This window comes from Bradyrhizobium sp. A5, assembly GCF_042076515.1.
Classification (GTDB): Bacteria; Pseudomonadota; Alphaproteobacteria; order Rhizobiales; family Xanthobacteraceae; genus Bradyrhizobium; species Bradyrhizobium cosmicum.
Map to the genome: position 1 here is coordinate 6,518,515 of NZ_CP148990.1, position 24,665 is coordinate 6,543,179.

The following is a 24,665-nucleotide window of genomic DNA, read 5'->3' on the forward strand; positions in this document are numbered from 1 at the left end:
TCTCCAGATAATGGACGGACGCATGACCAACCCTGCCACGACCTCCCTGCTCGACCGCGCCAATCTCGACCGCGACCAGGTTCGCAGCGAGCTCGCGCGCGGGCTTGCCGGTGCCGACGACGGCGAATTGTTCCTGGAATACAGCCAGACCGAAGCGCTGATGTTCGACAACGGCCGGCTGAAGCAGGCGACTTATGACACCTCGCAGGGTTTTGGCCTGCGCGCCGTCAAGGACGATGCGGTCGGCTATGCGCATTCCTCCGACGTCTCGCTGCCGGCGCTGATTCGCGCCGCCGATGCGGTCGCGGCCGTCCGCGGCGGCTATTCCGGCAGCTTTGCCGCCCCGCCGGCGCATACCAACGTGCGGCTTTATAGTGACGACAATCCGCTCGATGCCCCGGGCTTCGAGACCAAGGTCAAGCTGCTCGCCGAGATCGACGCCTATCTGCGCGACAAGGACCCGCGGGTGCGGCAGGTCAGCGTGAGCCTCGGCGCGACCTGGCAGGTGGTCGAGATCCTGCGGCCCGACGGCGAGAGCTATCGCGACATCCGCCCGCTGGTTCGGGTGAATGTCTCCGTCGTCGCCGGCCAGGGCGACCGCCAGGAGAGCGGCAGCAAGGGCTATGGCGGCCGCGCCGGTTATGCCGAATTCATCGAGAGCAAGAACTGGCGCGATGCCGCCGATGGCGCGCTGCGCGAGGCCCTGGTCAATCTGGAATCGATTCCCGCTCCCGCCGGCGAAATGGACGTCGTGCTCGGCGCCGGCTGGCCCGGCGTGATGCTGCATGAAGCCGTCGGCCACGGCCTCGAGGGCGATTTCAACCGCAAGAAGACGTCTGCCTTTGCAGGCCTGATGGGCCAGCAGGTCGCGGCCAAGGGTGTCACGGTCGTTGACGACGGCACCATCGCCTCGCGCCGCGGCTCGCTGTCGATCGACGACGAGGGCACGCCGACCAACCGTACCGTGCTGATCGAGGACGGCATTCTGGTCGGCTACATGCAGGACCGCCAGAACGCGCGCCTGATGAATATGAAGCCGACCGGCAACGGCCGCCGCCAGGGCTATGCCCATGTGCCTATGCCGCGCATGACCAACACCTACATGCTCGCCGGCGACCGCGATCCGGCCGAGATTCTTGCGTCGGTGAAGAACGGCGTGTTCGCCGCGAATTTCGGCGGCGGCCAGGTCGACATCACCTCGGGCAAATACGTGTTCCAGTGCACCGAGGCCTACAAGATCGAGAACGGCAAGATCGGCGCGCCGCTCAAGGGCGCCATGCTGATCGGCAACGGGCCAACCGATTTGCATCGCATCCGCATGATCGGCAACGACCTCGCGCTCGACACCGGCATCGGCACCTGCGGCAAGAACGGCCAGGGCGTGCCGGTCGGCGTCGGCCAGCCGTCGCTGCTGATGGAACGCATTACGGTGGGTGGAACGGGCGCATGAGCGTTGAGAAAGTAACGGTCACCTCCAAGCGGAAGAGCACCGGCTGGGCTGGACAGCTCATGCAGCTTGCCGGCATCGTCGCCGCCGTGTTCATCGCCAAGGGCGCGCTCGCCGAGCCGTTCTACGTGCCGTCGGGCTCGATGGAGCCGACGCTGCTGATCGGCGATGCGCTGCTTGCGTCGAAATTTCCCTACGGCTACGGCACCTCGTCGCTGCCGATCCAGATCAATTTGCCCGAGAGCGGCCGCGTCTTCGCGGAAACGCCGAAGCAAGGTGACGTCGTCGTGTTCCGCTGGCCCGGCGATCGCTCGCAGGCCTGGGTCAAGCGCGTCGTGGGATTGCCGGGCGACCGCATCCAGATGCGGCAGGGCCAGCTCTTCATCAACGACCGCCCCGCCGAGCTGAAGCCGGATGGCGTCGGCGCTGCCGAAGACGACAATGGTGGCAGCGAGCCGGCGTATCGCTATGTCGAGACCCTGCCGAACGGCGTCTCGCACCTGATCTTCAAGATGCGCGACAACGGCCCGCTCGACAACACGCAGGAAGTGACGGTGCCGCCGGGCCATCTCTTCGTGCTCGGCGATAACCGCGACAATTCCGCCGACAGCCGCGTGCCGTTGCGCTCCGGCGGCGTCGGCCTCCTGCCGATCGACAATCTGGTCGGACGCGCGGATGCCGTGGTCGGCTCCTGGGATCTCGGCATGCGCAGCCAGCCGGTTTACACGTGGCTGTCCGGCTTCCGGCTCGCACGGTTCTTCACCGCCGTGCATTGACGGCGCACCACAAGGCCCCGATCTCGCGGATTCGTAGGGTGGGCAAAGCGAAGCGTGCCCACCCTTTTCGAACGGAGTCGCGGAAGGATGGTGGGCACGGCGCTACGCGCCTTTGCCGCACCCTGCGAATTCCATCAACTCACGCCGCCTTCGCCTGCACGTTATCGCAAAATTCCGCCAGCCGATCCGCCAGCCGCAGCGTTGCGGGGCTGGCGTCGGGTGCGGCCATCAGCGCCACCTCGGTGCGGTTGATCGGCGCAAAGCCGTCCTTGGCGGTCAGCACGCGGTGGTCGGACTGGATCGACATCTCCGACAAGATGCTGAGGCCCATGCCGGCGGCCACCGCGGCCTGGATGCCGGCAAGGCTCGATGACGAGTAGGACATGTGCCAGGCCCGGCCCGCGCTTTCCAGCGCATGGATCGCGCCGGCGCGATAGAGGCAGCCGAGTGGAAAGCCGATCAGCGGCACCGATGAGGCGTTGACGTCGACTGGGTGGCTCTTGCTGGTGACCCAATGCACCCGCTCCGGCCACACTGCGATGGCGCCCTTGGCGCCGGCCTCGCGCTTGAACAGCGCGAGGTCGAGTTCGCCGCGATCGAGATCGCGCGCAAGGTGCTTGCTCTGGTCGGCGCGCACATCGAGCCGCAGGCCGGGATGCGAGCGCGAGAACGCGCCCAGCAGGTTTGTCAGCCGGTAAGCCGCAAAATCCTCGGGGATGCCGAGCCGGATCGCGCCTTCGCTGTCGGGCGCGCGCAACACATCGCGCGCTTCCTCGGCAAGCGTGAGCAGCCGCCGCGCGTAGGAGAGCAGCCGCTCGCCGGCTTCGGTCGGACGCACGTCCTTGCCGTCGCGGTGCAAGAGCACCTGGCCGACGTCCTCCTCCAGCCGCTTGATCTGCTGGCTGACGGTCGACTGCGTGCGATGGACGCGCTCCCCGGCACGGGTGAAGCCGCCGGCCTCGACCACCGAGACGAAGCTGCGCAGGAGCTCCAGATCGAGCATCGCCGCCTCCATTCGAAAATCCACTGCTTGGAAGTTAATCATTTAATTTCCAAATGACAAGCCGCCTCCCTAGATCGAGGGCACAGGAGAATTCCCGCATGTCGCTCGCCCCCTCGATGTCCGTCCCGCGCAGCCGCTTCGACGCCCTGCCCTTCTATATCGGCCTGTTCTGCCTGCTCTGGAGCTATGCCTTCGTCGCCGGCAAGATCGGCGTCACCCATTGCCCGCCGTTGATCCTGCTCGCCGCGCGCTTCTCGCTCGCCGGCATCCTCATCATCGGTGCCACGCTGATCCGCGGTGACTGGTCGCTGTCATGGCGGGATGCGGCGGTCTTCGCCGTGCTCGGCATCGCCAACAACGCGCTCTATCTCGGGCTCGGCTATACCGGCCTGCAATCGATATCCGCCGGCCTCGGCGGCCTGATCGTCTCGGCCAATCCGGTCTTCACCGCGGCGCTCGCCGCGCTGCTGCTCGGCGAAGGCATGACCTGGCGCAAGGCCAGCGGCCTTTTGCTCGGCGTCATCGGCGTGACCGCGATCGTCTGGCATCGCCTCGCAGTCGGCACCGATTCCATGCACGGCATCCTCTTCACGCTGGCTTCGCTCGCCTCCATCGTCGCCGGCACCATCCTGTTCAAGCTACTGGCGCCGAAGGGAAGCCTCTGGATCGGCAACGGCGTGCAGAATCTCACCGCCGGCATCGTGCTGACGCCAATCGCGCTCACCTTTGCCGATGTTGGCGCGATCGACGTCACACCGAGCCTGATCGGCGCCTTCGCCTTCCTGGTGCTCGGCGGCTCGATCCTCGCCTACTGGCTCTGGTTTCATCTCCTGAAAGTGTGTGGCGCGACCGCTGCCAGCGCCTATCATTTCCTGATGCCGCCGCTCGGCATGCTGTTCGCCTACATCGTGCTCGGCGAGCATGTCGAGGCCCGCGACCTGCTCGGCATCATCCCGGTCGCGCTCGGCATCTATCTGGTGACGCGGCCGGCAAAGTCTGCATCGTAAGGAAGGTTCACCATGCCCATTTCCATCACCCTGATCGGCGGCCCCACCGCGCTAATCGAGATCGACGGCTTCTGCCTGCTCACCGACCCGACCTTCGATGCGCCCGGCGCCTACCAGCTGCCGCATGTGAAGCTGGAGAAGACCATCGGCCCCGCGATGAAAGCCGATGCCATTGGTCCGATCGATGCCGTGCTGCTCAGCCACGACCAGCACTCCGACAATCTCGACGATTCCGGGCGCGAATATCTCCTCAAGGCGAAGCGCGCGTTGACGACCGAAGCGGGCGCCAAACGTCTCGGCGGCCATGTCGAGGGCCTTGCACCCTGGGCGACCGCACATCTGAAGGACCGCGACGGCAACACGCTGACCATCACCGCCACGCCCGCGCGTCATGGCCCGGCCGGCATCGAGCCCCTGTCGGGCGACGTCATCGGCTTCGTGGTGTCATCGAGCCGGAAAGACACGAGCGACGTCTATATCAGCGGCGACACCACCTGGTTCGACGGTGTCGCCGAAGTCGCACGCCGCTTCAAATGCGGCGTCGTGATGCCGTTCGCGGGCGCCGCGCAAACGCGCGGGCCGTTCCACCTCACCATGGACACCAACGACACCATCGAGACCGCGCGCGCCTTCCCGAATGCCATGATCGTGCCCCTGCATACCGAAGGCTGGGCGCATTTCCGCCAGAACAGCGAGGATCTGCGCAAGGCCTTCGACGTGCTCGGTTTCGGCACGCGGCTGCGCCTGCTGGAGCCGGGCGTTCCGACCGTGGTGGAGGCGCCGTAGTCTCCGCTGTCATGCCCCGGCTAGATGTTTAGCCCGGACAGATCACTGACGGGTGTTCGGAGACATAGCTGACACATCAACATTGGCTGGATTGGTCCGATTCGGGAGGCCGTCCATGCCCTGGAGTGAGGTGTCAGTAATGGATCTTGGCCGTGTAAAAACTCCATCCCGGGAAAGCCGGGGAGAAAGCCGGACCGGTTCGGCGTCAGGCCACGATCGCGGCCATCAACGGCTTGGTCCCAACGATGTTCATAACCCGGGTCAGATTGTAGGCCAGAACCGAGAGGGCCATTTCGGCGGCTACTTTTGGGAGGGTTTTGGTCAGGAAGTGGGTCGCACCCATGCGCGCCTTCATGGTGCCGAACGGATGCTCGACGGTCTCGCGACGTAGTCGCATGGCGAGCGGGTTCGCATCGAGCCGCTGCTGCACGGCGTCGAGCAGATGCTCGTGTTCCCATCGCGTGATCCGTCGCTCGGACCCGGGCGTGCACTGGGTTTTGATCGAACAATTCTTGCAGGCGTTGGTCCAGTAGCGCCGCAGCATCTTGTCGGCTTCTTCGTTTGTATAGCGATACGGCAACCGCTCCCCGGCCGGACAACGATAGGCGTCGTCCTCCGGCAAATAGACAAAGTCCTGCTTGCCGAAGCGTCCGTCCGACTTGGCGCCCGAAGTCATCGGCTTGGGCAGGGTTACCGTGATGCCGGCCTCGTGGCAGGCAAGGATCTCCGGGCTGCTGAAGTAGCCGCGGTCGGCAACGGCCTCGAGGGTCTCGGTCTGCAGTACAGTCTTTGCCTGCCTGGCCATATTGGCGAGTTGCGCCCGATCCGAGCCGCTGTTCGTCACCTCATGGGTAATGATCAGGTGATGATCGGTATCCACAGCGACCTGCACGTTGTAGCCGACGACGCCCGAGCCGCGGCCGCTGGTTGCCATCGAGCGGCTGTCGGGATCTGTCAGAGATATCTGCTGGTCGGGCGAAGCCAGCATCTGCTTCTCGTAGACGGCAAGCTTGCCCATTTGCTCTTTCACCTTCGCCAGCTTCTCCTTGAGCCTTGTCACCTTCGCGGCCAGCGCTTCGGTCGGCTCCTGCCGGTCGGTGGTGTCAAGCTGGCTCAGATAGCGGGCGACGCTCTCCTCCAGTTGGGCACGCCGCCGCTCCACCTTTGCCCGCGTGAAGTTCCTGTCCCGGTTGTTAACGGCCTTGAACTTGCTGCCATCGATGGCAACACTCGCCGTCGCGAGAAGGCCCATCTCACGACAAAGCTCAACGAAGCGCGCACATACCTTGCGTAGCCCCAGGCTGTTGTCCTTGCGGAAGTCCGCGATCGTCTTGTGATCAGGCACGAGCCGGCCCAGCAACCACATCACCTCGACATTGCGGCCGGCCTCTCGCTCCAACCGCCGGCTCGACTGAACCCGGTTTAGATAACCGTAGATGTAAAGCTTCAGGAGCACCGAAGGATGGTACGACGGCCGTCCGGTCGCCGCCGGGGCCACCCCATCGAAGCCCATTTCCGCCAAATCGAGCGCATCGACAAACACGTCGATCACGCGAACCGGGTTGCCTTCGTCAATGAAATCATCGAGGCATTCGGGCAGCAGCGTCGACTGCCCACGATCCGCCTCTTCAATGAAGCGCCTCATCAATTCTCTCCCGAGAATCATCGAGAGAATCATAGCAGCGCAATGGCGTTTTCACACAGCCAGGATCAGCGCCATGAGTTCGTGCGGCTGGCCTTGCAGGAAGGCGCCAATCGGCGCGAGCTGTGCCGGCGGTTCGATATTAGTCCTGACGTCGGCTACAAATGGCTGCGGCGCTGGCTGGCTGGCGATCGGGAGCTGGCCGACAGCTCGCGGCGGCCGCATGCGATGCCCAGGCGCAGCGAGCCTGCGGTCGAGACGCAGGTGCTCGCGGTGCGTGACAAGCATCCGGCCTGGGGCGCGCGCAAGATCGCCCACTGCCTGAAGCGGAACGGCCAGACGGTACCTGTGCCGTCAACGGTGCACCGGATCCTGTGCCGGAACGGCCGGGTCAAACCGAGCGAGAATGCGCCGCCCAATCCGGGACACCGCTTCGAGAAGGAAGCACCCAACCTGCTGTGGCAGATGGACTTCAAGGGCCACATGCCGCTCGCTGACGGCACGCGGTGCCATCCGCTGACCATCGTCGACGATCACTCGCGCTATGTCCTGTGCCTGAAGGCGTGCGCCGACGAACGGCGTCTTACCGTGCAGGATCACCTGACGGCGACGTTCCGTTGCTATGGCCTGCCGGAGGCCTTCTACACCGACAACGGCTCCCCCTGGGGCGATACGTCCGGCGTCCGCTGGACCGGATTGAAGGTGTGGCTGCTCAAGCTGGGCGTCAGGGTGGTGCATGCCCGGCCATGTCACCCACAGGCCCGCGGCAAGAACGAACGCTTCCATCGCACGCTGAAGGCTGAAGTCTTTGCGATGCGTCGCTTCCGCACTCTCCCGGAAGTCCAACGCGCCCTTGATGCCTGGCGGCCGGTCTACAATCTGGAGCGCCCCCACCAAGGCCTCGATATGCACGTTCCCGCCGATCGCTTCCGACCGAGTGCCCGTGCCATGCCGGCCCGTGTCCCGAACGTCGAGTACGACAGCGGCGAGATCGTGCGCAGGGTCTCATCGACAAGACCCTACATCTCCTTCAAGGGACGCTTCTGGAAGGTTCCTCAGGCCTTCGCACGCGAACGGCTTGCCATCAGGCCGCTGGATCGTGACGGCCATTACGGCATCTTCTTCGCCAGCTGGCAGGTCGCATCAATCGACTTGACTAACCGCCAACCTGTCAGTGATGTGTCCGAACAGGTGTCAGCCATGTCTCCGGACTAAACACTAGACCGGGGCATCCAGTACGCGGCGGCGATAGTTGTAAGTGCGAGCTACCTAACGCTGGCCTCTGGAATACTGGGTCGCCCGGTCAAGCCGGGCGACGACGAGAGGAAGGAGCGCCGCCTCTCAATCCTTCCGAAACACAATCGACGCCATCCAGCCCGTCATCAGCGCCATCGCCGCGGTGACGAGGCCGTAGATCAGACCGTTCTGCCGCGCGCTCGTCGCAACGAACTGCTCGAAACCGACCTTGACGATCTCGAACGCGGTTTCTGTCTTGCCGATGAACGCGCCATTGGCGAACAGCTTGATCTCGACCTGATAGGTTCCGATCGGCACTTCCGCGGGCAGCGGGATGCCGGTGCGGAACAGCGTCGGCGTCAGGAACGTCACCGCGCCCGCATCCTCGCGATAGAGGCCGCGCTGGGTGCGCAGGCGGACGAAGGCCGAGCGGAAGGCGTCTTGCGGCACCACGTCGGCAAAGTCGCCGCTGACGCGCTGGGTCAGCAGCACGTTGTTGAGCCCGATCTGCTGCCGCCGCGCGATCTCGGGCGAGGTGATGACATCGAAGGGGCGGTTGGCGAACAGCGCCAGATAGCTCGGCACCTGCAGGAACTGCCGGTAATCGGTGTTGATCCAGATGCCGAAGGCGCGCTCCTTGCGCCGCGTCACCATATCCGCGCGCGGGCCCATCACGGTGACCACGAGATCGTATGTCGTACGGTCGGCCGGTGTGGAAGCATCCTTCTCGATCGAGCCGAACAGCACCAGCTCCTCGCCGGAATAGTCCGGCGTCACCGTGACGCGATGGTTGGAGACCGACACGATCAGCCGCTCGGCGCGCGCGGCCGCGACGGTCAACGTGACGAGCAGGATTGCGAGGAGCGCGCGCATCATCCGCTCGCTCCGAGCTCACGAATGGTGAAGAGATCCGCAGGTTGGATCACCAGCTCGATCGCGAAGCGGACGCCGACCGAGAGGATCAGCAGGCCGAGCAGCAGCCGCAATTGCTCGCCGCGGATCTTCTGGCCCGCGCGTGCGCCGAACTGCGCGCCGGTGACGCCGCCGACCATGAGGATCAGCGCCAGCACCGCGTCGACCAGATGATTGGTCACCGCGTGCAGCATGGTCGCGAACAGCATGGTGACCAAAGTGAGGACCATCGAGGTCCCGATCACCGTCGAGGTCGGCACCCGCAGCAGGTAGATCATGACCGGCACCAGGATGAAGCCGCCGCCGATGCCCATGATCGCGCCGATGAAGCCGATCACGATGCCGACGATCACCACGGGAATCACGGAGAGGTAGATCTTGGAGCGCTTGAACCGCATCTTCAGCGGCAGGCCGTGGATCCAGTTGTGGGTGCGCCGTGGCGGCACCGCCCCGCGCCGGGTCCGCATCAGGGCGCGCAGGCCCTCGGAGAACATCAGGCTGCCGACCGTGGTGAGCAGCACCACGTAGGACAGCGCGATCATCAGATCGAGCTGGCCGAGCGCGCGGAGCTGCGTGAACGTCCACACCCCCAGCGCCGTGCCGGTCACGCCGCCGCACAACAACACGCCGGCCAGCGCCGGGTCGATCGCACGCCGCCGCCAATAGGACAGCGCGCCGGAGAAGGACGAGGCCGCGATGTGGCTCGCGACCGAGGCGACCGCGACCGCCGGCGTGATGCCGATGAAGATCAGGAGCGGCGTCATCAGGAAGCCGCCGCCGATCCCGAACATGCCGGACACGAAGCCGACCGCCGCGCCCATTGCCAGCACCAGGAAGATGTTGACCGGAAGATCGGCGATCGGGAGATAGAGCTGCATCGAAGGGACCACGCTCCGGCGAGACGGATCGATTGTGCGGACTACTCGCCGGACGGTCGAACGATTGCCGCGCTCTTCAATAGCGGAATTCAGAGGCGGGCGGGACCGGGAATTTTGAGCGTGGTGAATGGGTGCGCGCGTGGCCTGGTTGCATCAAAGCGAGGCCAGGGCAGGGCCTCGGTTCACCTCTCCCTAAGGGAGAGGCGGGCACCGAACCCGATCTCATCGAGCTTCAATGCGCCGCCGAGGCCGAGCGCTTGCTCGCCACCGGCTTCGGCGCGGGCTTGGCGTTTGCCTGCGGCGCGCTGTCCCAGCCGCCGGCGGGCGCCGTGACGTTGACGGCATCGTCCGGCTGCGGCTCGGCGCTGAACGTCTGGATCGCGAGCTTGGCGGCGGCGAGCGATTGCGGGTCGAGGCGCTTGGCGACGTCGTCGCGCTTGCCGGATGCATCCCCATCGCCCTGGGCGGCTGCCAGGCTGAACCATTTGTAGGACTCGGCGAGGTTCTGTTCGACCCCGATGCCGCGGGCATAGAGGATGCCGAGGTTGAACTGGCTGTCGGCGACGCCGCGATCGGCGGCTTTCCGGAACCACTGCGCCGCGCTCTTGTAATTGGCGCCGCGTCCGCCGCCGTCGGCGTCGAGCACCGCGAGATTGTGCATCGCCTTGGCATTGCCGCGCTCTGCCGCCTGCGTGTAGTAGCGGCGGGCGATGTCGGCGTCCTTCTTCACGCCCAGGCCCTTTTCGTAGAGCGTGCCGAGGCGGAAGGTCGCGGGTACCACGCCGGCCTGTGCCGCGCGGTCGTACCATTTGGCGGCTTCGTCGTAGTTCGCCGCAACGCCCTTGCCTTCGGCGAAGCGCATGCCGATCTCGAAGGCCGCGGCCGCATCACCCTTCATCGCGGCGGTGCGCAGCACGGGACCGCCGATGCCGTCAGGCAGTTTTTCGCTGGGCGGCACCTGAACCAGACCGATCCGCGCGCGGCTCGTGCCCGTCAGCGCGCCGGTGACATCGCTGCTCGCCGCGGGCGGCGGCGCCGCAGCGGGAGCGGGCGGGATTTCAACCGAGGCCGAGTTGCCCGAACCGGCGACGGGGGCCGGCGCGGAATTGTTCAGCGACTGCTTTCCGATCGGCGTCGGCGAGGTCATCGACGGCGTGACCTGCTCGGGCGCGCCCGGCTTGCTTTCGACCGGCGGCGGCGTCTGCGGCGCGGGTGCGCTGGAGGAGTCCTCCATCGCCTGCGGCGCCGGCGGCGCAGTGCCGCCGTCGAGCAGGTTCATCGCCATCTTGAACGTGCCGAGCACGATCACGACCACGCTCGCGCCGACCAGCAACGAGCGGATCTTCGAGGTGATGGTCGAGCCGCCTTCCTGGCCCTTGTCCTTGGCGCGGCCAGCACTGGTCGCTTTGACCTTGGCACCGCGGGCCGGCTGTTCGGGCTGCGCGGCTGCGGCCTGGGCCGCGCGGCGCGCGGCGGCGATGAAGCTCGACGATGACACCGGCTCCTTCGGAGCGGCGGGGATCTCGCTGATCGCGCTTTCGGACGCGGCAATGCGCTCCGACGGCGTGGCGACGCGGCCGCCCGGCCGCGTGCCCGGCTCGAGTGGATGATCCGGCGGCAATTCCGGCGCAAGCGCCGAGCGGGCCGGCGCCGTGTGGGGCTCCAGGATCTCGCTAATCGCGCGCGGCGGCAAAGGTGGCGTGGCCTGCGGCGCCATCGGCACAGGCGGCGGCGCGGCCGGTATGGCAGCAGCATGGAATTCGCGCGGCGCGGCGACGAAGGCCGACTGCGGTGGCTGTTGCGCAGCGGCCGGGTTCGGCAATTCGGGCTTGGGATCGTATTTCGGCTGCGGCTGTTGCTGCGGCCGCATTTCGCGCGCCATCGGCGCGGGCTCCATCGGCGCGGCCACGGGCATCGCCATGGCCTGCGGCGCCGGTGGCGCGGTGCGCACCGCGCGCAGATCGCCCTCGATCATGGACAGGCGATCGACGACATGGCCGAGCGCGTTATGGACGGCCTCGAGCGAGTCCTGGGTGCTGCGGTTGGTCTCGGCTTGGCTGAAGCGGATGTCGGAAAGCTCGCGCTTGACGATATCCACCACGCCGGAATCGGACGACGGCGCGGAATTGCGGCTCTCGGCCAGCGCAGAGTAGGTCGCCTGCTGCCGTTCCAGGTGTCGCAGGATGTCGTGCAGCCCATCCTCGACGCGGCTGAGATTGCCGTTGCGCCCATCGGAAGCGGCCTCGATCCGCTCCAGCAGATACGAGACCCGCTGTTCGAGATGCGCGAAGGTCGAAGCGGAATCGTTGCCGACCTGCATGCGATCGAAGCGGTCCGACAGCGCCCGGATCGCAGCTTCCAGATGTTCGCTGCTCTCCGACGGCTGAGGCCGCTCGCGGGTCTCCAGCGCGGCGGTGAGCGCCGCGATGCGCTGCTCGAGCACCGCGAAGCTGTCGCCGGGGCCGGAGGCGCGGGTCACCTGGTCGACCTTGGACGACAGCAGCTGCACGTCGTCCGAAAGCCGCGCCAGCGCCTCGTTGGAGGCGACGTTGGAGACGATGGCACGCAGCGCCGAGATCGCGTCTTCGAGCTGCCGCACCGTCGACGGATCGTCATTGGCGCGCAGGATCAGATCGAGCTTGGCGCCGAGATTGCGGATCGCCTCGTCATAGCCGGTGAGCTGCTCGGCCGGCGTCAGCGTGCGCAGCACCTGCTTGATGTCGGACAGCGCGTGCTCGATGCCTGATAGCACCTGGCCGTCGGTGCCGGACGAGCGGGTCTCGTCGATGCGACGATGCACCGAGCGGATCTCGTTCTCGATCGACTCGATCGCGCGGCGCGGCATCGCCTCGGTGATGGCGGCGCGGATCTCGGCAAGCTCGCTGCGGAAGGCGTTGATCGCCCGTTCGGTATTGTCAGGACGCTGGAGCGATTCGATCTGGCTCGTGATCTTGAGCAAATGGCGCTCGAGCGACGAGAAATCAGGCCCCGGCTGCGGTGGCGGCGGAGCGTAGACCGGCGTGGGTGGCGCCATATGGGGAGCGAATGGCGCTGCCACCGGCGCAATCGACGGCGCGGCGCGCGGCGGCATCTGCCTGGGCGTAAAGCCGTCGAGCTCGCTCTGCCGCGCCGTGATCTCGGCAACGGCAACGTCGAACGACGCGGGGCTCAGTGGCGGTGAGTTGCGATAGACCTGCGCGGCCGCGCGCTCGACCGCGTCGGCCTGGCGCTGGCGCGTTTCGACAGGTGCCGGCCGCGCTGCCTGAGGCTGCGGCGGCTTTGAGATTTGCGACAGCCGCGCGTCGAGCCGCGAGATGGCGTCATTGAGCTGGCGCGCGACGCCCTGCTCGCGCGAGACGTCTGGCCGCGCAACGTCCTGTCGTGAAGCATCTTGTCGTGAAACGTCTTGTCGTGAAACGTCTTGGCGCGGCGCGGGCTTCGAGATCCGTTCGATCTGCTGGGTGATCGCGTCGAGCCGCTGGTGGATGTCGGCGACTTCGCGGCTCTCCTGGCTCGGCATTTGCGCTGAACGCGGATCGGGACGTTGATCCTGACGTTGATCCTGGCGCTGATCGTAAGGTCCCCGAAAGTTTGGCGGGGCAGTCTCGCCGAGCGTGGAGTTCAGCCAATCGTTGAGTGACATGCCGGCACGGCGCGCGGCAGCTTCGGCCCGCTCCCGGACGGATGGGTCGATACCGTCAACACTCCACGATACGCGCGAATTCATGACTCTGTCCGGTTCCGACTCCGACGCCCCACCCGGCGCCTCCAGTCTCCCCACGCGTGCCGGTTGCAAAGACAATCGGATTTGGCGCGGGTCGTCTGCCTCGAGAACCGACTTTTGTCTGTTACGGTAAATAACGGGTTAAGGAACCCGTTGACGGTGTCTTAAAGTTGGGCGGCGGGGCCCGGGGGCGTTTCGTTGTGGCGCTCGTCCGGTCGTCAAATAGCCGGTGTCATGCCTCGCGAAGGCTGGGCATCCAGTACTCCGAGACAGCGCGGCTGGAAGCGAGCCGCCGCGGCGTACTGGATCGCCCGCCTCATTGCGCAATCGCGCACAAGGCGGGCGACGACAGCGGAGTGGGTGGCGGCAGTTCGGGCGGCGTTAGGGTTCACCGCCTACGCCCCTCAGCCCTTCCCCTCGCGCTTGCCGTCTTCCAGTGGCACCACCGTGCCCTTGGCGCTCATCGCCGACAGCGCCTCGAGCGCCTCCTCGCAGAAATCGGCCACCATCTGCTCGTGCCGGGCGCCGAGCTGAAGCAGCAGCAGATTGCCGAGGTCGAGCACACCCGAGGCCGTCTCTTCCGGAAAACGCTTCTTCAGGATCCGCTCGTAGTTCGCGTGCCGGTCGCGGTGGTGCTCCAGCCGGGCCATCAGATCGGCGCGCATGGGCTCGATGTCGATGCTGTCGAGCGCATGCAGCCGCACCAGCAGGTCGTCCTTGATCGAGGGCGGCGTGCTCGGCCGCGCGGCCCAGTGCCGCAGCGCTGTTCGACCCTCGGGAGTGAGCGTATAGATGAGTTTATTGGGTTTGCCTGATTGCACGACCTCGCGACCCTGGATGTAGCCGCGGTCGCGCAGCTTGGAGAGTTCGCGGTAAATTTGCTGATGGTCGGCCTTCCAGAAGAAGCCGATCGAGGAGTCGAACGTCTTGGCCAGCTCGTAGCCTGTCATCGGACGTTCCGTCAGGCATGCGAGAATTGCGTCGCCCAGCGCCATGACACCAGCTCCCTTGAGGTTCCGACCAATTGACTTGACTTTATGCGCATTGATGCATATGCGTCAATGTGCATATGAGATGCCAAAGGTCGGGGCTCAATACTCGACCCGAAAACATAGCGAAATCAAACTCCTCGCTACTGTGCATGGGGTTGTTTTCGAGCTTTTTGCCAAGGCCTTTGATCTAGGGAGGCATCCTGACAATGACCGGCCTCGATTCCTGGTACGCCTTCATGAAGTCCCATGATGCGAAAGCGCTCTGGGACTTGCTGCATCCTGACGCCGTGTTCGAAAGCCCCGTGGTGCACTCGCCGCAGCGCGGCCGCGACATCACCTTCAAATACCTCGCCAGCGCCGAAAAAGTGCTCGGCGGTCCCGGCTTCACCTATGTCGGCGAGTGGACAAGCGCCAATGGCGCCGTGCTCGAGTTCAAGACCATGATTGACGGCATCGAGCTCAACGGCGTCGACATCATCACCTTCGATTCCGAGGGACGCATCACGAATTTCAAGGTGATGGTGCGTCCGCTCAAGGCGATCAACATGCTGCACCGCCTGATGGCGGAGCAGTTGGCCGCCACCCAATCCTAAGACAACATCACTTCAGAGCCAATGCCGGGAGACCACCATGCCGATCTACAAAGCCCCCGTCGAAGACGTGAACTTCCTGCTCAACGACGTCTTCCAGATCGACCGCTACGACAATCTGGCCGGCTTCTCCGACGCGTCGAGCGACGTGCGCGAAGCCATTCTCGGCGAAGCCGCCAAGCTCGCCGAAGAGGTGCTGCAGCCGCTGAATCGTGTGGGCGATCTCGAAGGCTGCAAGCGCGCCGATGACGGCAGCGTCGCCACGCCGAAGGGCTTCAAGGACGCGTTCAAGCAGGTCGCCGAGGGCGGCTGGCTCGGTCTGTCGGCTCCGACCGAGTTCGGCGGCCAGGGCCTGCCGGTGACGCTGAGCCAGGCGGTCAACGAATTCCAGTGCTCGGCCAACATGGCGTTCTCGATGTATGGCGGCCTCACCATGGGCGCGACCGCGGCGCTGATCGTCCACGGTTCGCCGGAGCAGAAAAAGACCTACGTGCCGAAGATGGTGGCGGGTGAATGGACCGGCACCATGAACCTGACCGAGCCGCAATGCGGCACCGATCTCGGCATGCTCCGCACCAAGGCGGTGCGCCAGGCCGACGGCAGCTTCAGGATCACGGGCACCAAGATCTTCATCTCGGCCGGCGAGCACGACCTCGCTCCCAACATCATTCACCTCGTGCTCGCCCGCATCGAGGGCGCGCCGGCCGGCATCAAGGGCGTGTCGCTGTTCGTGGTGCCGAAATTCCTGGTCAATGCCGACGGCTCGGTCGGCGCGCGCAACGGCGTAGTCTGCGGCTCGATCGAGCACAAGATGGGCATCCACGGCAATTCCACCTGCGTGATGAATTACGACAACGCCACCGGCTGGCTGATCGGCGAAGAGAACAAGGGCATGCAGGGCATGTTCGTGATGATGAACGAGGCCCGCCTCGGCGTCGCGGTTCAGGGCCTCGCGCAGTCCGAGGTCGCCTATCAGAATGCTGTCGCCTATGCCCGCGAGCGCATCCAGGGCCGCTCGCTCACCGGCGCCAAGGCGCCGGACAAGGCGGCCGACCCGATCATCGTGCATCCCGACGTACGCCGCACGCTGCTCTCGATCCGCGCCTTCAACGAGGCCGCCCGCGCCTTCGTGATGTGGACCGCGCTGAAGAGCGACGTCGCCCATCGCTCCGAGGATGCCAAGGACCGCCAGGCCGCCGACGACCACATGGGGCTGATGACGCCGGTGCTGAAGGGCTTCCTCACCGAGTACGGCTTCGCCAACGCGGTGCAGGCGCAGCAGATGTATGGCGGCCATGGCTACATCGCCGAGCAGGGCATGGAGCAGTTCGTGCGCGATGCCCGTATCGCCATGATCTATGAAGGCGCCAACGGTATCCAGGCGCTCGACCTCGTCGGCCGCAAGCTGCCGCGCGACGGTGGCCGTGCCATCATGGCGTTCTTCGGCGAGGTCATGGCCTTCGCCAAGGAGAACGGCGGCGACGAGGCGCTGAAGCCCTTCATCGCCCCGCTCTCGGCTTCGCTCGGCCACCTCCAGCAGGCCACCACCTGGCTGATGCAGAACGCGATGATGAAGCCGGACAATGCCGGCGCCGCCGCAACCGACTACCTGCACCTCTTCGGCTTCGTCGCCCTCGGCTACATGTGGGCGAAGATGGCGAAGGTGACCCAGGCCAAGATTGCCGAGAGCGGGGCCACGCCCTATCTCTCGACCAAGCTCGTCACCGGCCGCTTCTTCATGGAACGGATGCTGCCCGAGACCGCCGCCAATCTCGCGCGCATCCAGGCCGGCTCCGCCACCATCATGGAATTGCCGGCGGAAGCTTTCTGAGAATATTCGCTTCCCCAACAATCTCGACCGCACCGCGGTCGGAACCAATCGCTGCAATCAGGAGGCTCCCATGGCAGATGCCTATATCTACGATCACGTCCGCACCCCCCGCGGCCGCGGCAAGGCCGACGGCGCGCTGCACGAAGTGACCGCACTCGCACTCGCCACCGTGCCGCTGAAGGCACTGAAGGACCGCAACAACCTGCCGGAAGATTCCATCGACGACGTCATACTCGGCGTGGTCGATCCGGTCGGCGAAGCCGGCTCCGACATCGCGCGCTTTGCCGCGCTCAAGGCCGGTCTCGGTGAAGCCGTTCCCGGCGTGCAGATCAGCCGCTTCTGCGCTTCCGGCCTCGACGCCGTGAACTTTGCTGCAGCCCAGGTAATGAGCGGCCAGCATGAGCTGGTCATCGGCGGCGGCGCGGAATCGATGAGCCGCGTCGGCATCGGCGCCTCCGGCGGCGCCTGGCCGGTAGACCCCTCGATCGCGGTACCGGCCTACTTCATGCCGCAGGGCGTCTCGGCCGATCTGATCGCCACCAAGTACGGCTTCTCACGCGACGACGTCGACGCCTACGCGGTGCAGAGCCAGCAGCGCGCAGCCAAGGCCTGGGACGAGGGCCGCTTCAACAAGTCCGTGGTGCCGGTCAAGGACATCAACGGCCTCACCATCCTCGCCAAGGACGAGCACATGCGTCCCTCGACGACGATGCAGTCGCTGGCGCAGCTGCAGCCGGCGTTCACGATGATGGCGCAGATGGGCGGCTTCGACGGCGTCGCCGTTCAGTCGCATCCGGAGATCGAGCGCGTCAACTACGTGCACCACGCCGGCAACTCCTCGGGCATCGTCGACGGCGCCGGCGCCGTGCTGCTCGGCAGCAAGGAAGCGGCCGGCAAGTACGGCCTGAAGCCGCGCGCCAGGATCCGCGCCTTCGCCAACATCGGCTCCGAGCCGGCGATGATGCTGACCGGCCCGGTCGATGTCACCGAGAAGCTGTTCGCACGCTCCGGCATGAAGAAGTCGGACATCGACCTGTTCGAGCTCAACGAGGCCTTCGCCTCCGTCGTGCTGCGCTACATCCAGGCCTTCGACATCGACAACGCCAAGATCAACGTCAATGGCGGCGCAATCGCGCTGGGCCATCCGCTCGGCGCCACCGGCGCGATGATCCTGGGCACCGTGCTCGACGAGCTCGAGCGCACCAACAAGTCCACTGCCCTTGTGACGCTATGCATCGGCGGCGGCATGGGCACCGCGACCATCATCGAACGCGTCTAAGGATAGGGATCGACCAACATGGCTTACAAGAACTTCAAGGTTGAGACCGATTCCGACGGCATCGCGCTCGTCACCTGGGACATCCCGGGCCGTTCGATGAACGTGCTCGACGAGACCTCGACCAACGAGCTCGACGCGATCGTCAAGGAAACCACGGCTGATGCTGCGGTGAAGGGCGTCGTCATCACCTCCGCCAAGGAGGCATTCTGCGCCGGCGCCGATCTGTCGATGCTGGAAGGCATGAACCAGGCCTACGCCAAGGTCTTCAAGGAGCAAGGCGAGACCGCCGCGAACCAGATGCTGTTCGACCAGAGCCGGCGCTTCTCGCTGGTGCTGCGTTCGATCGAGACATCCGGCAAGCCGTGGGCGGCCGCGATCAACGGCCTCGCGCTCGGCGGCGGCTTCGAAATCACGCTGTGCTGCCACTATCGCGTGGCGGCGGAGAATCCCAAGACCCGCCTCGGCCTGCCCGAGGTCAAGGTCGGCCTGTTCCCCGGCGCCGGCGGCACGCAGCGCGTGCCGCGCCTGGTACCGCCGCAGGACGCCATGACGATCCTGCTCAAGGGCGACCCGGTTACGGTCGAGAAGGCGAAGGCGCTGAACCTCATTCACGCCGTCGTTCCCGCCGCCGACCTCGTCAAAGCCGCCAAGGACTGGATCAAGGGCGGCGGCAAGGCCGTCGCGCCCTGGGACGAGAAGGGCTTCAAGCTCCCGGGCGGGCCAGTGTTCTCCAAGGCCGGCATGATGATGTTCCCGGCCGGCAATGCGATCTATCGCCGCGAGACCTACGACAACTACCCGGCCGCGCGCGCCATCATGAGCTGCGTCTATGAAGGCCTGCAGTTGCCGATCGACGCCGCCCTGCGTGTCGAGTCGCGCTACTTCACCTCGGTGCTGCGCTCGAAGGAAGCGGCCGCGATGATCCGCAGCCTGTTCCTGTCGATGCAGGAGCTCAACAAGGGCGCACGCCGTCCGAAGGACGTGCCCGCAACCAAGGTGAAGAAGATCGCCGTGATCGGCGCCGGCTTCATGGGCGCGAGCGTCGGCTATGTCTCGGCCCGCGCCGGCCTCGACGTCGTGCTGATCGACCGCGACCAGGAAAGCGCCGACAAGGGCAAGGCACATGCGCAGAAGGTGATCGAGGAGCAGATCAAGAAGGGCCGCGCCAAGCCCGCGGATGCAGAGGCCCTGCTCGCGCGCATCACGGCGACCGCCGACTATGCCGCGCTGAAGGACGTCGACCTCGTCATCGAGGCCGTGTTCGAGGACCGCAAGGTCAAGGCGGAGACCTTCGCCAAGGCGCAGGAGCATATGAAGCCGGACGTGATCTTCGCATCGAACACCTCGACGCTGCCAATCACCTCGCTGGCCGAAGGGTTCAAGGACCAAGGCAAGTTCGTCGGCATCCACTTCTTCTCGCCGGTCGAGAAGATGATGCTGGTCGAGATCATCAAGGGCAAGAACACCGGCGATATCGCGCTCGCGACCGCGCTCGATTACGTCCGGCAGATCGGCAAGACGCCGATCGTGGTGAACGACAGCCGCGGCTTCTTCGCCAATCGCTGCGTCGGCCGCTACGTCGCCGAGGGCAACGAGATGTTCCTCGAAGGCGTGCCGCCGGCGATGATCGAGAACTGCGCCAAGATGGCCGGCATGCCGGTCGGCCCGCTCTCGCTCTCGGATGAAGTCGCGCTCGACCTCGGCCTCAAGATCATGAAGGCGACGGAAGCCGATCTCGGCCCCAACGCCATCAACCCCGATCAGAAGAAGCTGATGGTGGAGCTGGTCGAGAAACAGGGCCGTCTGGGCCGCAAGAACAGCAAGGGCTTCTACGACTACCCCGAAAAGGGCAAGGGCCAGAAGAGCCTGTGGCCGGGCCTCTCGGCCTTGCAGCCGAAGCAGCTCGATCCCGATACGCTCGACGTCGAGGAATTGAAGCAGCGCTTCCTGGTGGTGCAGTCGGTAGAAGCCGCGCGTACCGTGGAAGACCACGTCATCACCGATCCGCGTGAGGCGGATGTCGGCTCGATCCTCGGCTTCGGCTTCGCGCCGTTCACCGGCGGCACGCTGTCCTACATCGACTTCATGGGCACGAAGAAGTTCGTCGAGCTCTGCCACAAGCTGGAAGCAAAGTACGGCTCGCGTTTCACCCCGCCGAAACTGCTCGAGGAGATGGCCACTAAGGGCGAAACCTTCTACGGCCGCTTCGCGCCGAAGAAGGCAGCGGCCTGATCTGACTTTCTGGCCCCGACGCGACGAGCGAAATCAGGTTCCACAATCACGAAAGGCCGGATCGTTGATCCGGCCTTTCGCTTTGCAAACTGCAGAATTCTTGATGTGTTTCCGTGCCACACTACGACCACCCCAACTCCCTGACGCGGCCACGCGGGCTCCGCACTGGCACCGCGCTTGCTAGCCAATCCACAGAACGATGATTGGCTCCAAAGGTGTCCCGCAATGACTCCCATGGTGTTTCAACACGGCGCAGCCGGTGTCACGGCGAGATACGCCCCTGTGGTGCTGTTGGGTCGGCTGCGGCTACGACGCAAAGTCATGCGCCTGCGCCGGAAAATCCCGTCCTGGCCCGGCTTGGCGCTACTCGTTCTCGTCGCCGACGCGATGTTGGCCATCGTGGCCTGGAGCGCCGTCGCTAAGGTCCTGGGCTGAATGTTCCCCGTTTTGCAGGTGAAACGCGCCCATCATGTAGGCGAGTTGGCAAGCCACCAGACTGCCGATGATGATCGGAACACCCGTCCAAAATCCGAAGTCGGAGGTCTGAAGCACGATTGCAGCGAGGACTGCGATCGCCGGCGAGATCAACAACAAAGACCAGACCCGCAAGAACAGCCCGGTTACCAATCCAACGGTTGCGCTGGCGAAAAGAAGAACAAGTGCCGTCGTCACGGTCGTAATCCAGCTTGGCGGCCCCGCCACATCCTATCGTTGCGCTAACTGGACCGCTCTCACAAGGAGAGCGAAGCACACCCCTCAAACAAGGCTGAATTATTATTAACCTCGACAATACATCTAAAAGTTGCTGGCGCTCGTTCTCGACCTTGGATTCCGCGAACCTGGAATGCAGAAGGGCCGGATCGTCGACCCGGCCCTTTCGAAGATCGATCGCTCTCGCAGCTCAGGCGGCCTGCGCCAGCCCTTCCTTCTTCAGCGCTTCCTGCACCTGCGGGCGCGCGGCGACGCGGGCCTTGTAGGCGGCGAGGTTCGGCATCGCCGAAAGGTCGAACTTCATCCGGTCGGCCCAGGTCAGCATCGTGAAGAGATAGCCGTCGGCGACCGTGAACTGCTTGCCCATGAGGTAGTCCCGGCCGGCGAGCTGGCCGTCGATGTATTTCAGCTTGCCCATGACGCGGTCCTTGAAGAAGGCCTTGGCCTCGTCGTTCAGCGCCGGTGCGAACATCGGACCGAAGCTCTTGTGCACCTCCGAGGTGAGGAAGTTCAGCCATTCGAGCAGCTTGTAGCGCTCGGCGCTGCCGTGGGCGGGCGCCAGCGCCTTGGCCGCGGCCTTGTCGGCGATCATCTGGACAATGACCGGACCTTCGGTCACGATCTCACCGCTGTCGAGGCCCAGCGCGGGGACCTGACCTTTGGGGTTCAGCTTCAGATAATCATCCCCATTTTCGAGCTTCTTGGCCCGGATATCGACCTTGACCAGCTCGTAGGGCAGGCCGGCTTCCAGGAGCGCGATGTGAGGAGACAGGGAGCAGGCACCGGGCGAGTAATAGAGTCTCATGGAATTTCCTCCTCTTTTGTCTTGGCTCAGGCGAAACTACGCCTACATGCAGCTGCATGAAATAGCAAGATTGATGCAGGTGCATCGAGTGGGGTAAGAGACGGGCGACGAGTTTGAGCGGGACCATGAAACGCAAGCCATCGACCGAGGCAACTTCCGCCTGGATCCGCCTGATGCGGGTGCAGAGCCGCGTGCTCGATTGCGTCGAGCAGGACCTGAAGAAGGCGGGCTTCCCGCCGCTGGCCTGGTACGACGCGCTGCTGGAACTATCGCGGGCGCCCTCGGGCGAATTGCGGCCGGTGGAACTCGAGCGGCAGATGCTGATCCCGCAATATTCCACCTCGCGCCTGATCGACCGCCTGGTCGACGAGGGCCTCGCCTCCCGGCGCGAATGCAAGATCGACAAGCGCGGCCAGTTCGTTGAGATCACGGAAGCGGGCCGCGAGCTGCAGAAGCGGATGTGGGGCGCCTACTCCGCCGCGATCGAGAAATATGTCGGCTCGAAACTGTCCGATGCGGATGCCGTCAAGCTCAGCGGTCTGCTCGACCGCCTGGGCTGCTCGTGCGGCGAGATGAAACTGCCGCCCGTCGCCAGCGTCAACGAAACCTCGCCGCCGCGATGATCGCGCGGCCAACCAGCACGTCCGCGCACCCCATGGGTTCGCGGACCATCCCTGTCACCCGCGCGCCTTCGATCGAAGCGCCCTTTTGATTAGAGTTTGATATGGCGCGAGACCAGATCGATATGACGCCACTGCAATCGCGTGACGAGCTCGTCGCGTGGTTCGAGGCCGGCTGCAAGGACCCGTCCGAATTCCGCATGGGCACCGAGCACGAGAAGACGCCGTTCACGCTCGAAGGCCACCGGCCGGTGCCTTACGAAGGTGCGCGCGGCATTGGCGCGCTGCTCGAGGGCATGAAGCTCCTGCTCGGCTGGGAGCCGATCATGGAGAAGGGCAACATCATCGGCCTCTACGACGTCACCGGCGGCGGCGCGATCTCGCTCGAGCCCGGCGGACAGTTCGAGCTCTCCGGCGCGCCGGTCGAGAACGTGCACCAGACCCAGAGCGAGCTGATGGCGCATCTGGCGCAGGTGCGCGAGATCGCGACGCCGCTCGGCATCGGCTTCCTCGGCCTTGGGATGACACCGTCCTGGTCGCGCGCCGACATCCCGGTGATGCCCAAGGGCCGCTACAAGATCATGACAAACTACATGCCGAAGGTCGGTCAGTACGGCCTCGACATGATGTACCGGACCTGCACGGTGCAGACCAATCTCGACTTCTCCTCCGAAGCCGACATGGTCAAGAAGCTGCGGGTCTCGCTCGCGCTGCAGCCGGTCGCAACCGCCTTGTTCGCCAATTCGCCCTTCACCGAAGGCAAGCCGAACGGCTTCCTCTCCTTCCGCTCCGAGATCTGGCGCGACACCGACAATGCGCGCGCCGGCATGATGCCGTGGGCGTTCGAGGACGGCATGGGCTTCGAGCGCTACGTCGATTACGCGCTCGACGTGCCCATGTATTTCGTCAAGCGCGAAGACGACTACATCGACGTGTCGGGTTCCTCGTTCCGCGCCTTCTTCGACGGCCGCAACAACAATCTGCCCGGCGAGCGTCCGACGCTGTCGGACTGGGCCAACCATCTTTCGACGATCTTCCCCGAGGTGCGCCTCAAGCGCTATCTGGAAATGCGCGGCTCCGATGGCGGCCCGTGGGGCCGGTTGCCGGCGCTGTCGGCGTTCTGGGCCGGGCTGCTCTACGACGACGTGTCGCTCGATGCCGCCTGGGACCTGGTGAAGCACTGGACCGCGCCCGAGCGCCAGGCCTTGCGCGACGACGTGCCGCGCTTCGGCTTCAAGGCGCGGATCAAGGACCGCTATCTGTTCGAGATCGCCAAGGAATGCCTCGTCCTGGCCCATGCCGGCCTGCGCCGTCGCGGCCGGATCGACCAGCTCGGCCGCGATGAAACCCGGCATCTGGAGCCGCTCGACCGCATCATCGATTCCGGCCGGACTCCGGCCGAGGAGATGCTGGAGAAGTTCAACGGGCCCTGGAACGGCTCGGTGGAACCGGCCTACGCGGAATACGCTTTCTAGATTCCGGCGCTCGGAAGTTCAGCCGTTCATCGCCCATACAGGTTTGCGGCGATCAAATGGCCGGCTGAAAAAGCTGAGCGCCGTCAATAACTCGAAAGCTGTTCCGATGGGAAAGGGCCGCCTGCCTGGGGCTGTCATGGCAAGGGTCTTGGCAAGCGTCATGGCCTGCGCAACGCTGCTCTCGCTCGTGTTTTCGAGCGACCCCGCACGCGCCCAGACGGCGTTCGACCGGCCCGGCGGCGACTATTCCAACACGCCGGTCACCTCGGGTGACCCCGAGGATTGCGCACTGCAGTGTGAGCGCGATCGCCGCTGTCGCGCCTGGAGTTTCAGCTATCCCGACGTTGAAGGCGGCTCGGCCGTGTGCTGGCTCAAGAACACGGTGCCGCCGCGCGTCCCGGGCAGTTGCTGCATCTCCGGTGTCCGCGGCGCCGGCGTAATCGAGCCGCGGGTCGAGGGCGTGGAAACGTCGATCGACCGTCCGGGCGGTGACCTGCGCAATTTCGAACTCAGGGACGGCGAAGGCGAGGAGGCCTGCAAGGCCGCCTGCACCGCCGACAACAAATGCCGCGCCTTCACCTATGCCCGTCCCGGCTACACCGGACGTGAAGCGCGCTGCTTCCTGAAAAAGGAAATCAAGCCGCCGCGCCGCAAGGCGGGATTCACGTCAGGCGTGGTCAGATAGCGGCTTGCTCCTTGCGGAGCGGCCAATCGCTTCC

Annotated in this window: 20 protein-coding genes; 12 read left to right on the plus strand and 8 right to left on the minus strand. The window is 65.3% G+C overall.

Features of this window, described 5'->3' with window-relative positions:
- Positions 1–22: 22 nt before the first annotated feature.
- On the plus strand, positions 23–1,450 hold the full coding sequence (tldD, locus tag WHZ77_RS30875) for a metalloprotease TldD (RefSeq protein WP_375311382.1): 1,428 nt from the start codon (positions 23–25) through the stop codon (positions 1,448–1,450).
- Positions 1,447–2,223: a signal peptidase I gene (lepB, locus tag WHZ77_RS30880; RefSeq protein WP_375311383.1), complete on the plus strand. Its 777-nt coding sequence runs from the start codon at positions 1,447–1,449 to the stop codon at positions 2,221–2,223. Before tldD ends, lepB begins: the two co-directional genes overlap by 4 nt.
- A 139-nt stretch (positions 2,224–2,362) precedes the next feature.
- Here the strand turns inward: lepB and WHZ77_RS30885 are convergent, their stop codons facing one another.
- Positions 2,363–3,226 carry a LysR family transcriptional regulator gene (locus WHZ77_RS30885; RefSeq protein ID WP_375311384.1) on the minus strand — a complete coding sequence of 288 codons (864 nt, stop codon included), beginning with the start codon at positions 3,224–3,226 and terminating at the stop codon, positions 2,363–2,365.
- A gap of 98 nt (positions 3,227–3,324) precedes the next feature.
- Here WHZ77_RS30885 and WHZ77_RS30890 point away from each other — a divergent pair, with 98 nt between their 5' ends.
- Positions 3,325–4,233, plus strand: coding sequence for a DMT family transporter (locus WHZ77_RS30890; RefSeq protein ID WP_375311385.1), 909 nt, complete (start codon positions 3,325–3,327; stop codon positions 4,231–4,233).
- A gap of 12 nt (positions 4,234–4,245) precedes the next feature.
- A complete protein-coding gene (locus tag WHZ77_RS30895; RefSeq protein ID WP_375311386.1) occupies positions 4,246–5,019 on the plus strand; it encodes an MBL fold metallo-hydrolase in 774 nt (257 codons plus the stop codon).
- Between the two features lie 205 nt (positions 5,020–5,224).
- Here WHZ77_RS30895 and WHZ77_RS30900 read toward each other — a convergent pair whose 3' ends face one another.
- Entirely contained in the window at positions 5,225–6,664 is a 1,440-nt protein-coding gene (locus WHZ77_RS30900) for an IS1182 family transposase (protein ID WP_375311387.1), read from the minus strand.
- A gap of 42 nt (positions 6,665–6,706) precedes the next feature.
- Here WHZ77_RS30900 and WHZ77_RS30905 point away from each other — a divergent pair, with 42 nt between their 5' ends.
- A complete protein-coding gene (locus tag WHZ77_RS30905) occupies positions 6,707–7,876 on the plus strand; it encodes an IS481 family transposase (RefSeq protein ID WP_375311388.1) in 1,170 nt (389 codons plus the stop codon).
- Between the two features lie 126 nt (positions 7,877–8,002).
- On the opposite strand, the gene WHZ77_RS30910 is transcribed toward WHZ77_RS30905, so the two are convergent.
- The 4 genes from WHZ77_RS30910 to WHZ77_RS30925 all read right to left on the minus strand — a co-directional run bounded on the left by WHZ77_RS30910 (position 8,003) and on the right by WHZ77_RS30925 (position 14,406).
- Complete coding sequence (locus tag WHZ77_RS30910; RefSeq protein ID WP_375311389.1) at positions 8,003–8,773, minus strand: TIGR02186 family protein; 771 nt, start codon at positions 8,771–8,773, stop codon at positions 8,003–8,005.
- On the minus strand, positions 8,770–9,687 hold the full coding sequence (locus tag WHZ77_RS30915) for a sulfite exporter TauE/SafE family protein (RefSeq protein WP_375311390.1): 918 nt from the start codon (positions 9,685–9,687) through the stop codon (positions 8,770–8,772). Before WHZ77_RS30915 ends, WHZ77_RS30910 begins: the two co-directional genes overlap by 4 nt.
- Before the next feature lie 232 nt (positions 9,688–9,919).
- Positions 9,920–13,414, minus strand: coding sequence for a hypothetical protein (locus tag WHZ77_RS30920; protein WP_375311391.1), 3,495 nt, complete (start codon positions 13,412–13,414; stop codon positions 9,920–9,922).
- A gap of 401 nt (positions 13,415–13,815) precedes the next feature.
- Complete coding sequence (locus WHZ77_RS30925) at positions 13,816–14,406, minus strand: PadR family transcriptional regulator (RefSeq protein ID WP_375311392.1); 591 nt, start codon at positions 14,404–14,406, stop codon at positions 13,816–13,818.
- Between the two features lie 203 nt (positions 14,407–14,609).
- On the opposite strand from WHZ77_RS30925, the gene WHZ77_RS30930 reads away from it, so the two are divergent.
- The 4 genes from WHZ77_RS30930 (at position 14,610) to WHZ77_RS30945 (ending at position 20,335) form a co-directional block, all read left to right on the plus strand.
- Complete coding sequence (locus tag WHZ77_RS30930) at positions 14,610–14,996, plus strand: nuclear transport factor 2 family protein (protein WP_375311393.1); 387 nt, start codon at positions 14,610–14,612, stop codon at positions 14,994–14,996.
- A 37-nt stretch (positions 14,997–15,033) separates the two neighbouring features.
- Positions 15,034–16,824, plus strand: a complete 1,791-nt coding sequence (locus tag WHZ77_RS30935; RefSeq protein WP_375311394.1) for an acyl-CoA dehydrogenase C-terminal domain-containing protein — start codon at positions 15,034–15,036, stop codon at positions 16,822–16,824.
- Between the two features lie 70 nt (positions 16,825–16,894).
- Positions 16,895–18,103, plus strand: a complete 1,209-nt coding sequence (locus WHZ77_RS30940) for an acetyl-CoA C-acetyltransferase (RefSeq protein WP_375311395.1) — start codon at positions 16,895–16,897, stop codon at positions 18,101–18,103.
- Between the two features lie 18 nt (positions 18,104–18,121).
- Positions 18,122–20,335: an FAD-dependent oxidoreductase gene (locus tag WHZ77_RS30945; protein ID WP_375311396.1), complete on the plus strand. Its 2,214-nt coding sequence runs from the start codon at positions 18,122–18,124 to the stop codon at positions 20,333–20,335.
- 363 nt (positions 20,336–20,698) lie between these two features.
- Here the strand turns inward: WHZ77_RS30945 and WHZ77_RS30950 are convergent, their stop codons facing one another.
- Positions 20,699–21,007, minus strand: a complete 309-nt coding sequence (locus WHZ77_RS30950; protein ID WP_375311397.1) for a hypothetical protein — start codon at positions 21,005–21,007, stop codon at positions 20,699–20,701.
- A 229-nt stretch (positions 21,008–21,236) separates the two neighbouring features.
- Positions 21,237–21,851: a glutathione transferase GstA gene (gstA, locus tag WHZ77_RS30955; protein WP_375311398.1), complete on the minus strand. Its 615-nt coding sequence runs from the start codon at positions 21,849–21,851 to the stop codon at positions 21,237–21,239.
- A 125-nt stretch (positions 21,852–21,976) separates the two neighbouring features.
- Here gstA and WHZ77_RS30960 point away from each other — a divergent pair, with 125 nt between their 5' ends.
- The 3 genes from WHZ77_RS30960 (at position 21,977) to WHZ77_RS30970 (ending at position 24,631) form a co-directional block, all read left to right on the plus strand.
- Positions 21,977–22,474 (plus strand): MarR family winged helix-turn-helix transcriptional regulator, encoded by a 498-nt coding sequence (locus WHZ77_RS30960; protein WP_014439399.1) that lies wholly within the window; start codon positions 21,977–21,979, stop codon positions 22,472–22,474.
- Between the two features lie 101 nt (positions 22,475–22,575).
- Positions 22,576–23,946 (plus strand): glutamate--cysteine ligase, encoded by a 1,371-nt coding sequence (locus tag WHZ77_RS30965; RefSeq protein ID WP_375311399.1) that lies wholly within the window; start codon positions 22,576–22,578, stop codon positions 23,944–23,946.
- A gap of 106 nt (positions 23,947–24,052) precedes the next feature.
- The gene (locus WHZ77_RS30970) at positions 24,053–24,631 is read left to right on the plus strand and encodes a PAN domain-containing protein (protein ID WP_375311400.1); all 579 of its coding nucleotides are present in this window, start codon (positions 24,053–24,055) and stop codon (positions 24,629–24,631) included.
- Positions 24,632–24,665: the final 34 nt, after the last annotated feature.

Excerpts from the sequence above, each read along its gene's own strand:
- WHZ77_RS30970 (WP_375311400.1), top strand. The coding sequence starts at position 24,053 with ATGGGAAAGGGCCGCCTGCCTGGGGCTGTCATGGCAAGGGTCTTGGCA.
- lepB (WP_375311383.1), top strand. The coding sequence starts at position 1,447 with ATGAGCGTTGAGAAAGTAACGGTCACCTCCAAGCGGAAGAGCACCGGC.
- WHZ77_RS30915 (WP_375311390.1), bottom strand. The coding sequence starts at position 9,687 with ATGCAGCTCTATCTCCCGATCGCCGATCTTCCGGTCAACATCTTCCTG.
- WHZ77_RS30910 (WP_375311389.1), bottom strand. The coding sequence starts at position 8,773 with ATGATGCGCGCGCTCCTCGCAATCCTGCTCGTCACGTTGACCGTCGCG.
- WHZ77_RS30965 (WP_375311399.1), top strand. The coding sequence starts at position 22,576 with ATGGCGCGAGACCAGATCGATATGACGCCACTGCAATCGCGTGACGAG.
- WHZ77_RS30905 (WP_375311388.1), top strand. The coding sequence starts at position 6,707 with ATGGCGTTTTCACACAGCCAGGATCAGCGCCATGAGTTCGTGCGGCTG.
- WHZ77_RS30885 (WP_375311384.1), bottom strand. The coding sequence starts at position 3,226 with ATGCTCGATCTGGAGCTCCTGCGCAGCTTCGTCTCGGTGGTCGAGGCC.
- WHZ77_RS30940 (WP_375311395.1), top strand. The coding sequence starts at position 16,895 with ATGGCAGATGCCTATATCTACGATCACGTCCGCACCCCCCGCGGCCGC.
- WHZ77_RS30920 (WP_375311391.1), bottom strand. The coding sequence starts at position 13,414 with ATGAATTCGCGCGTATCGTGGAGTGTTGACGGTATCGACCCATCCGTC.
- WHZ77_RS30925 (WP_375311392.1), bottom strand. The coding sequence starts at position 14,406 with ATGGCGCTGGGCGACGCAATTCTCGCATGCCTGACGGAACGTCCGATG.
- WHZ77_RS30935 (WP_375311394.1), top strand. The coding sequence starts at position 15,034 with ATGCCGATCTACAAAGCCCCCGTCGAAGACGTGAACTTCCTGCTCAAC.
- gstA (WP_375311398.1), bottom strand. The coding sequence starts at position 21,851 with ATGAGACTCTATTACTCGCCCGGTGCCTGCTCCCTGTCTCCTCACATC.
- WHZ77_RS30900 (WP_375311387.1), bottom strand. The coding sequence starts at position 6,664 with ATGAGGCGCTTCATTGAAGAGGCGGATCGTGGGCAGTCGACGCTGCTG.
- tldD (WP_375311382.1), top strand. The coding sequence starts at position 23 with ATGACCAACCCTGCCACGACCTCCCTGCTCGACCGCGCCAATCTCGAC.
- WHZ77_RS30890 (WP_375311385.1), top strand. The coding sequence starts at position 3,325 with ATGTCGCTCGCCCCCTCGATGTCCGTCCCGCGCAGCCGCTTCGACGCC.
- WHZ77_RS30960 (WP_014439399.1), top strand. The coding sequence starts at position 21,977 with ATGAAACGCAAGCCATCGACCGAGGCAACTTCCGCCTGGATCCGCCTG.
- WHZ77_RS30945 (WP_375311396.1), top strand. The coding sequence starts at position 18,122 with ATGGCTTACAAGAACTTCAAGGTTGAGACCGATTCCGACGGCATCGCG.
- WHZ77_RS30930 (WP_375311393.1), top strand. The coding sequence starts at position 14,610 with ATGACCGGCCTCGATTCCTGGTACGCCTTCATGAAGTCCCATGATGCG.
- WHZ77_RS30895 (WP_375311386.1), top strand. The coding sequence starts at position 4,246 with ATGCCCATTTCCATCACCCTGATCGGCGGCCCCACCGCGCTAATCGAG.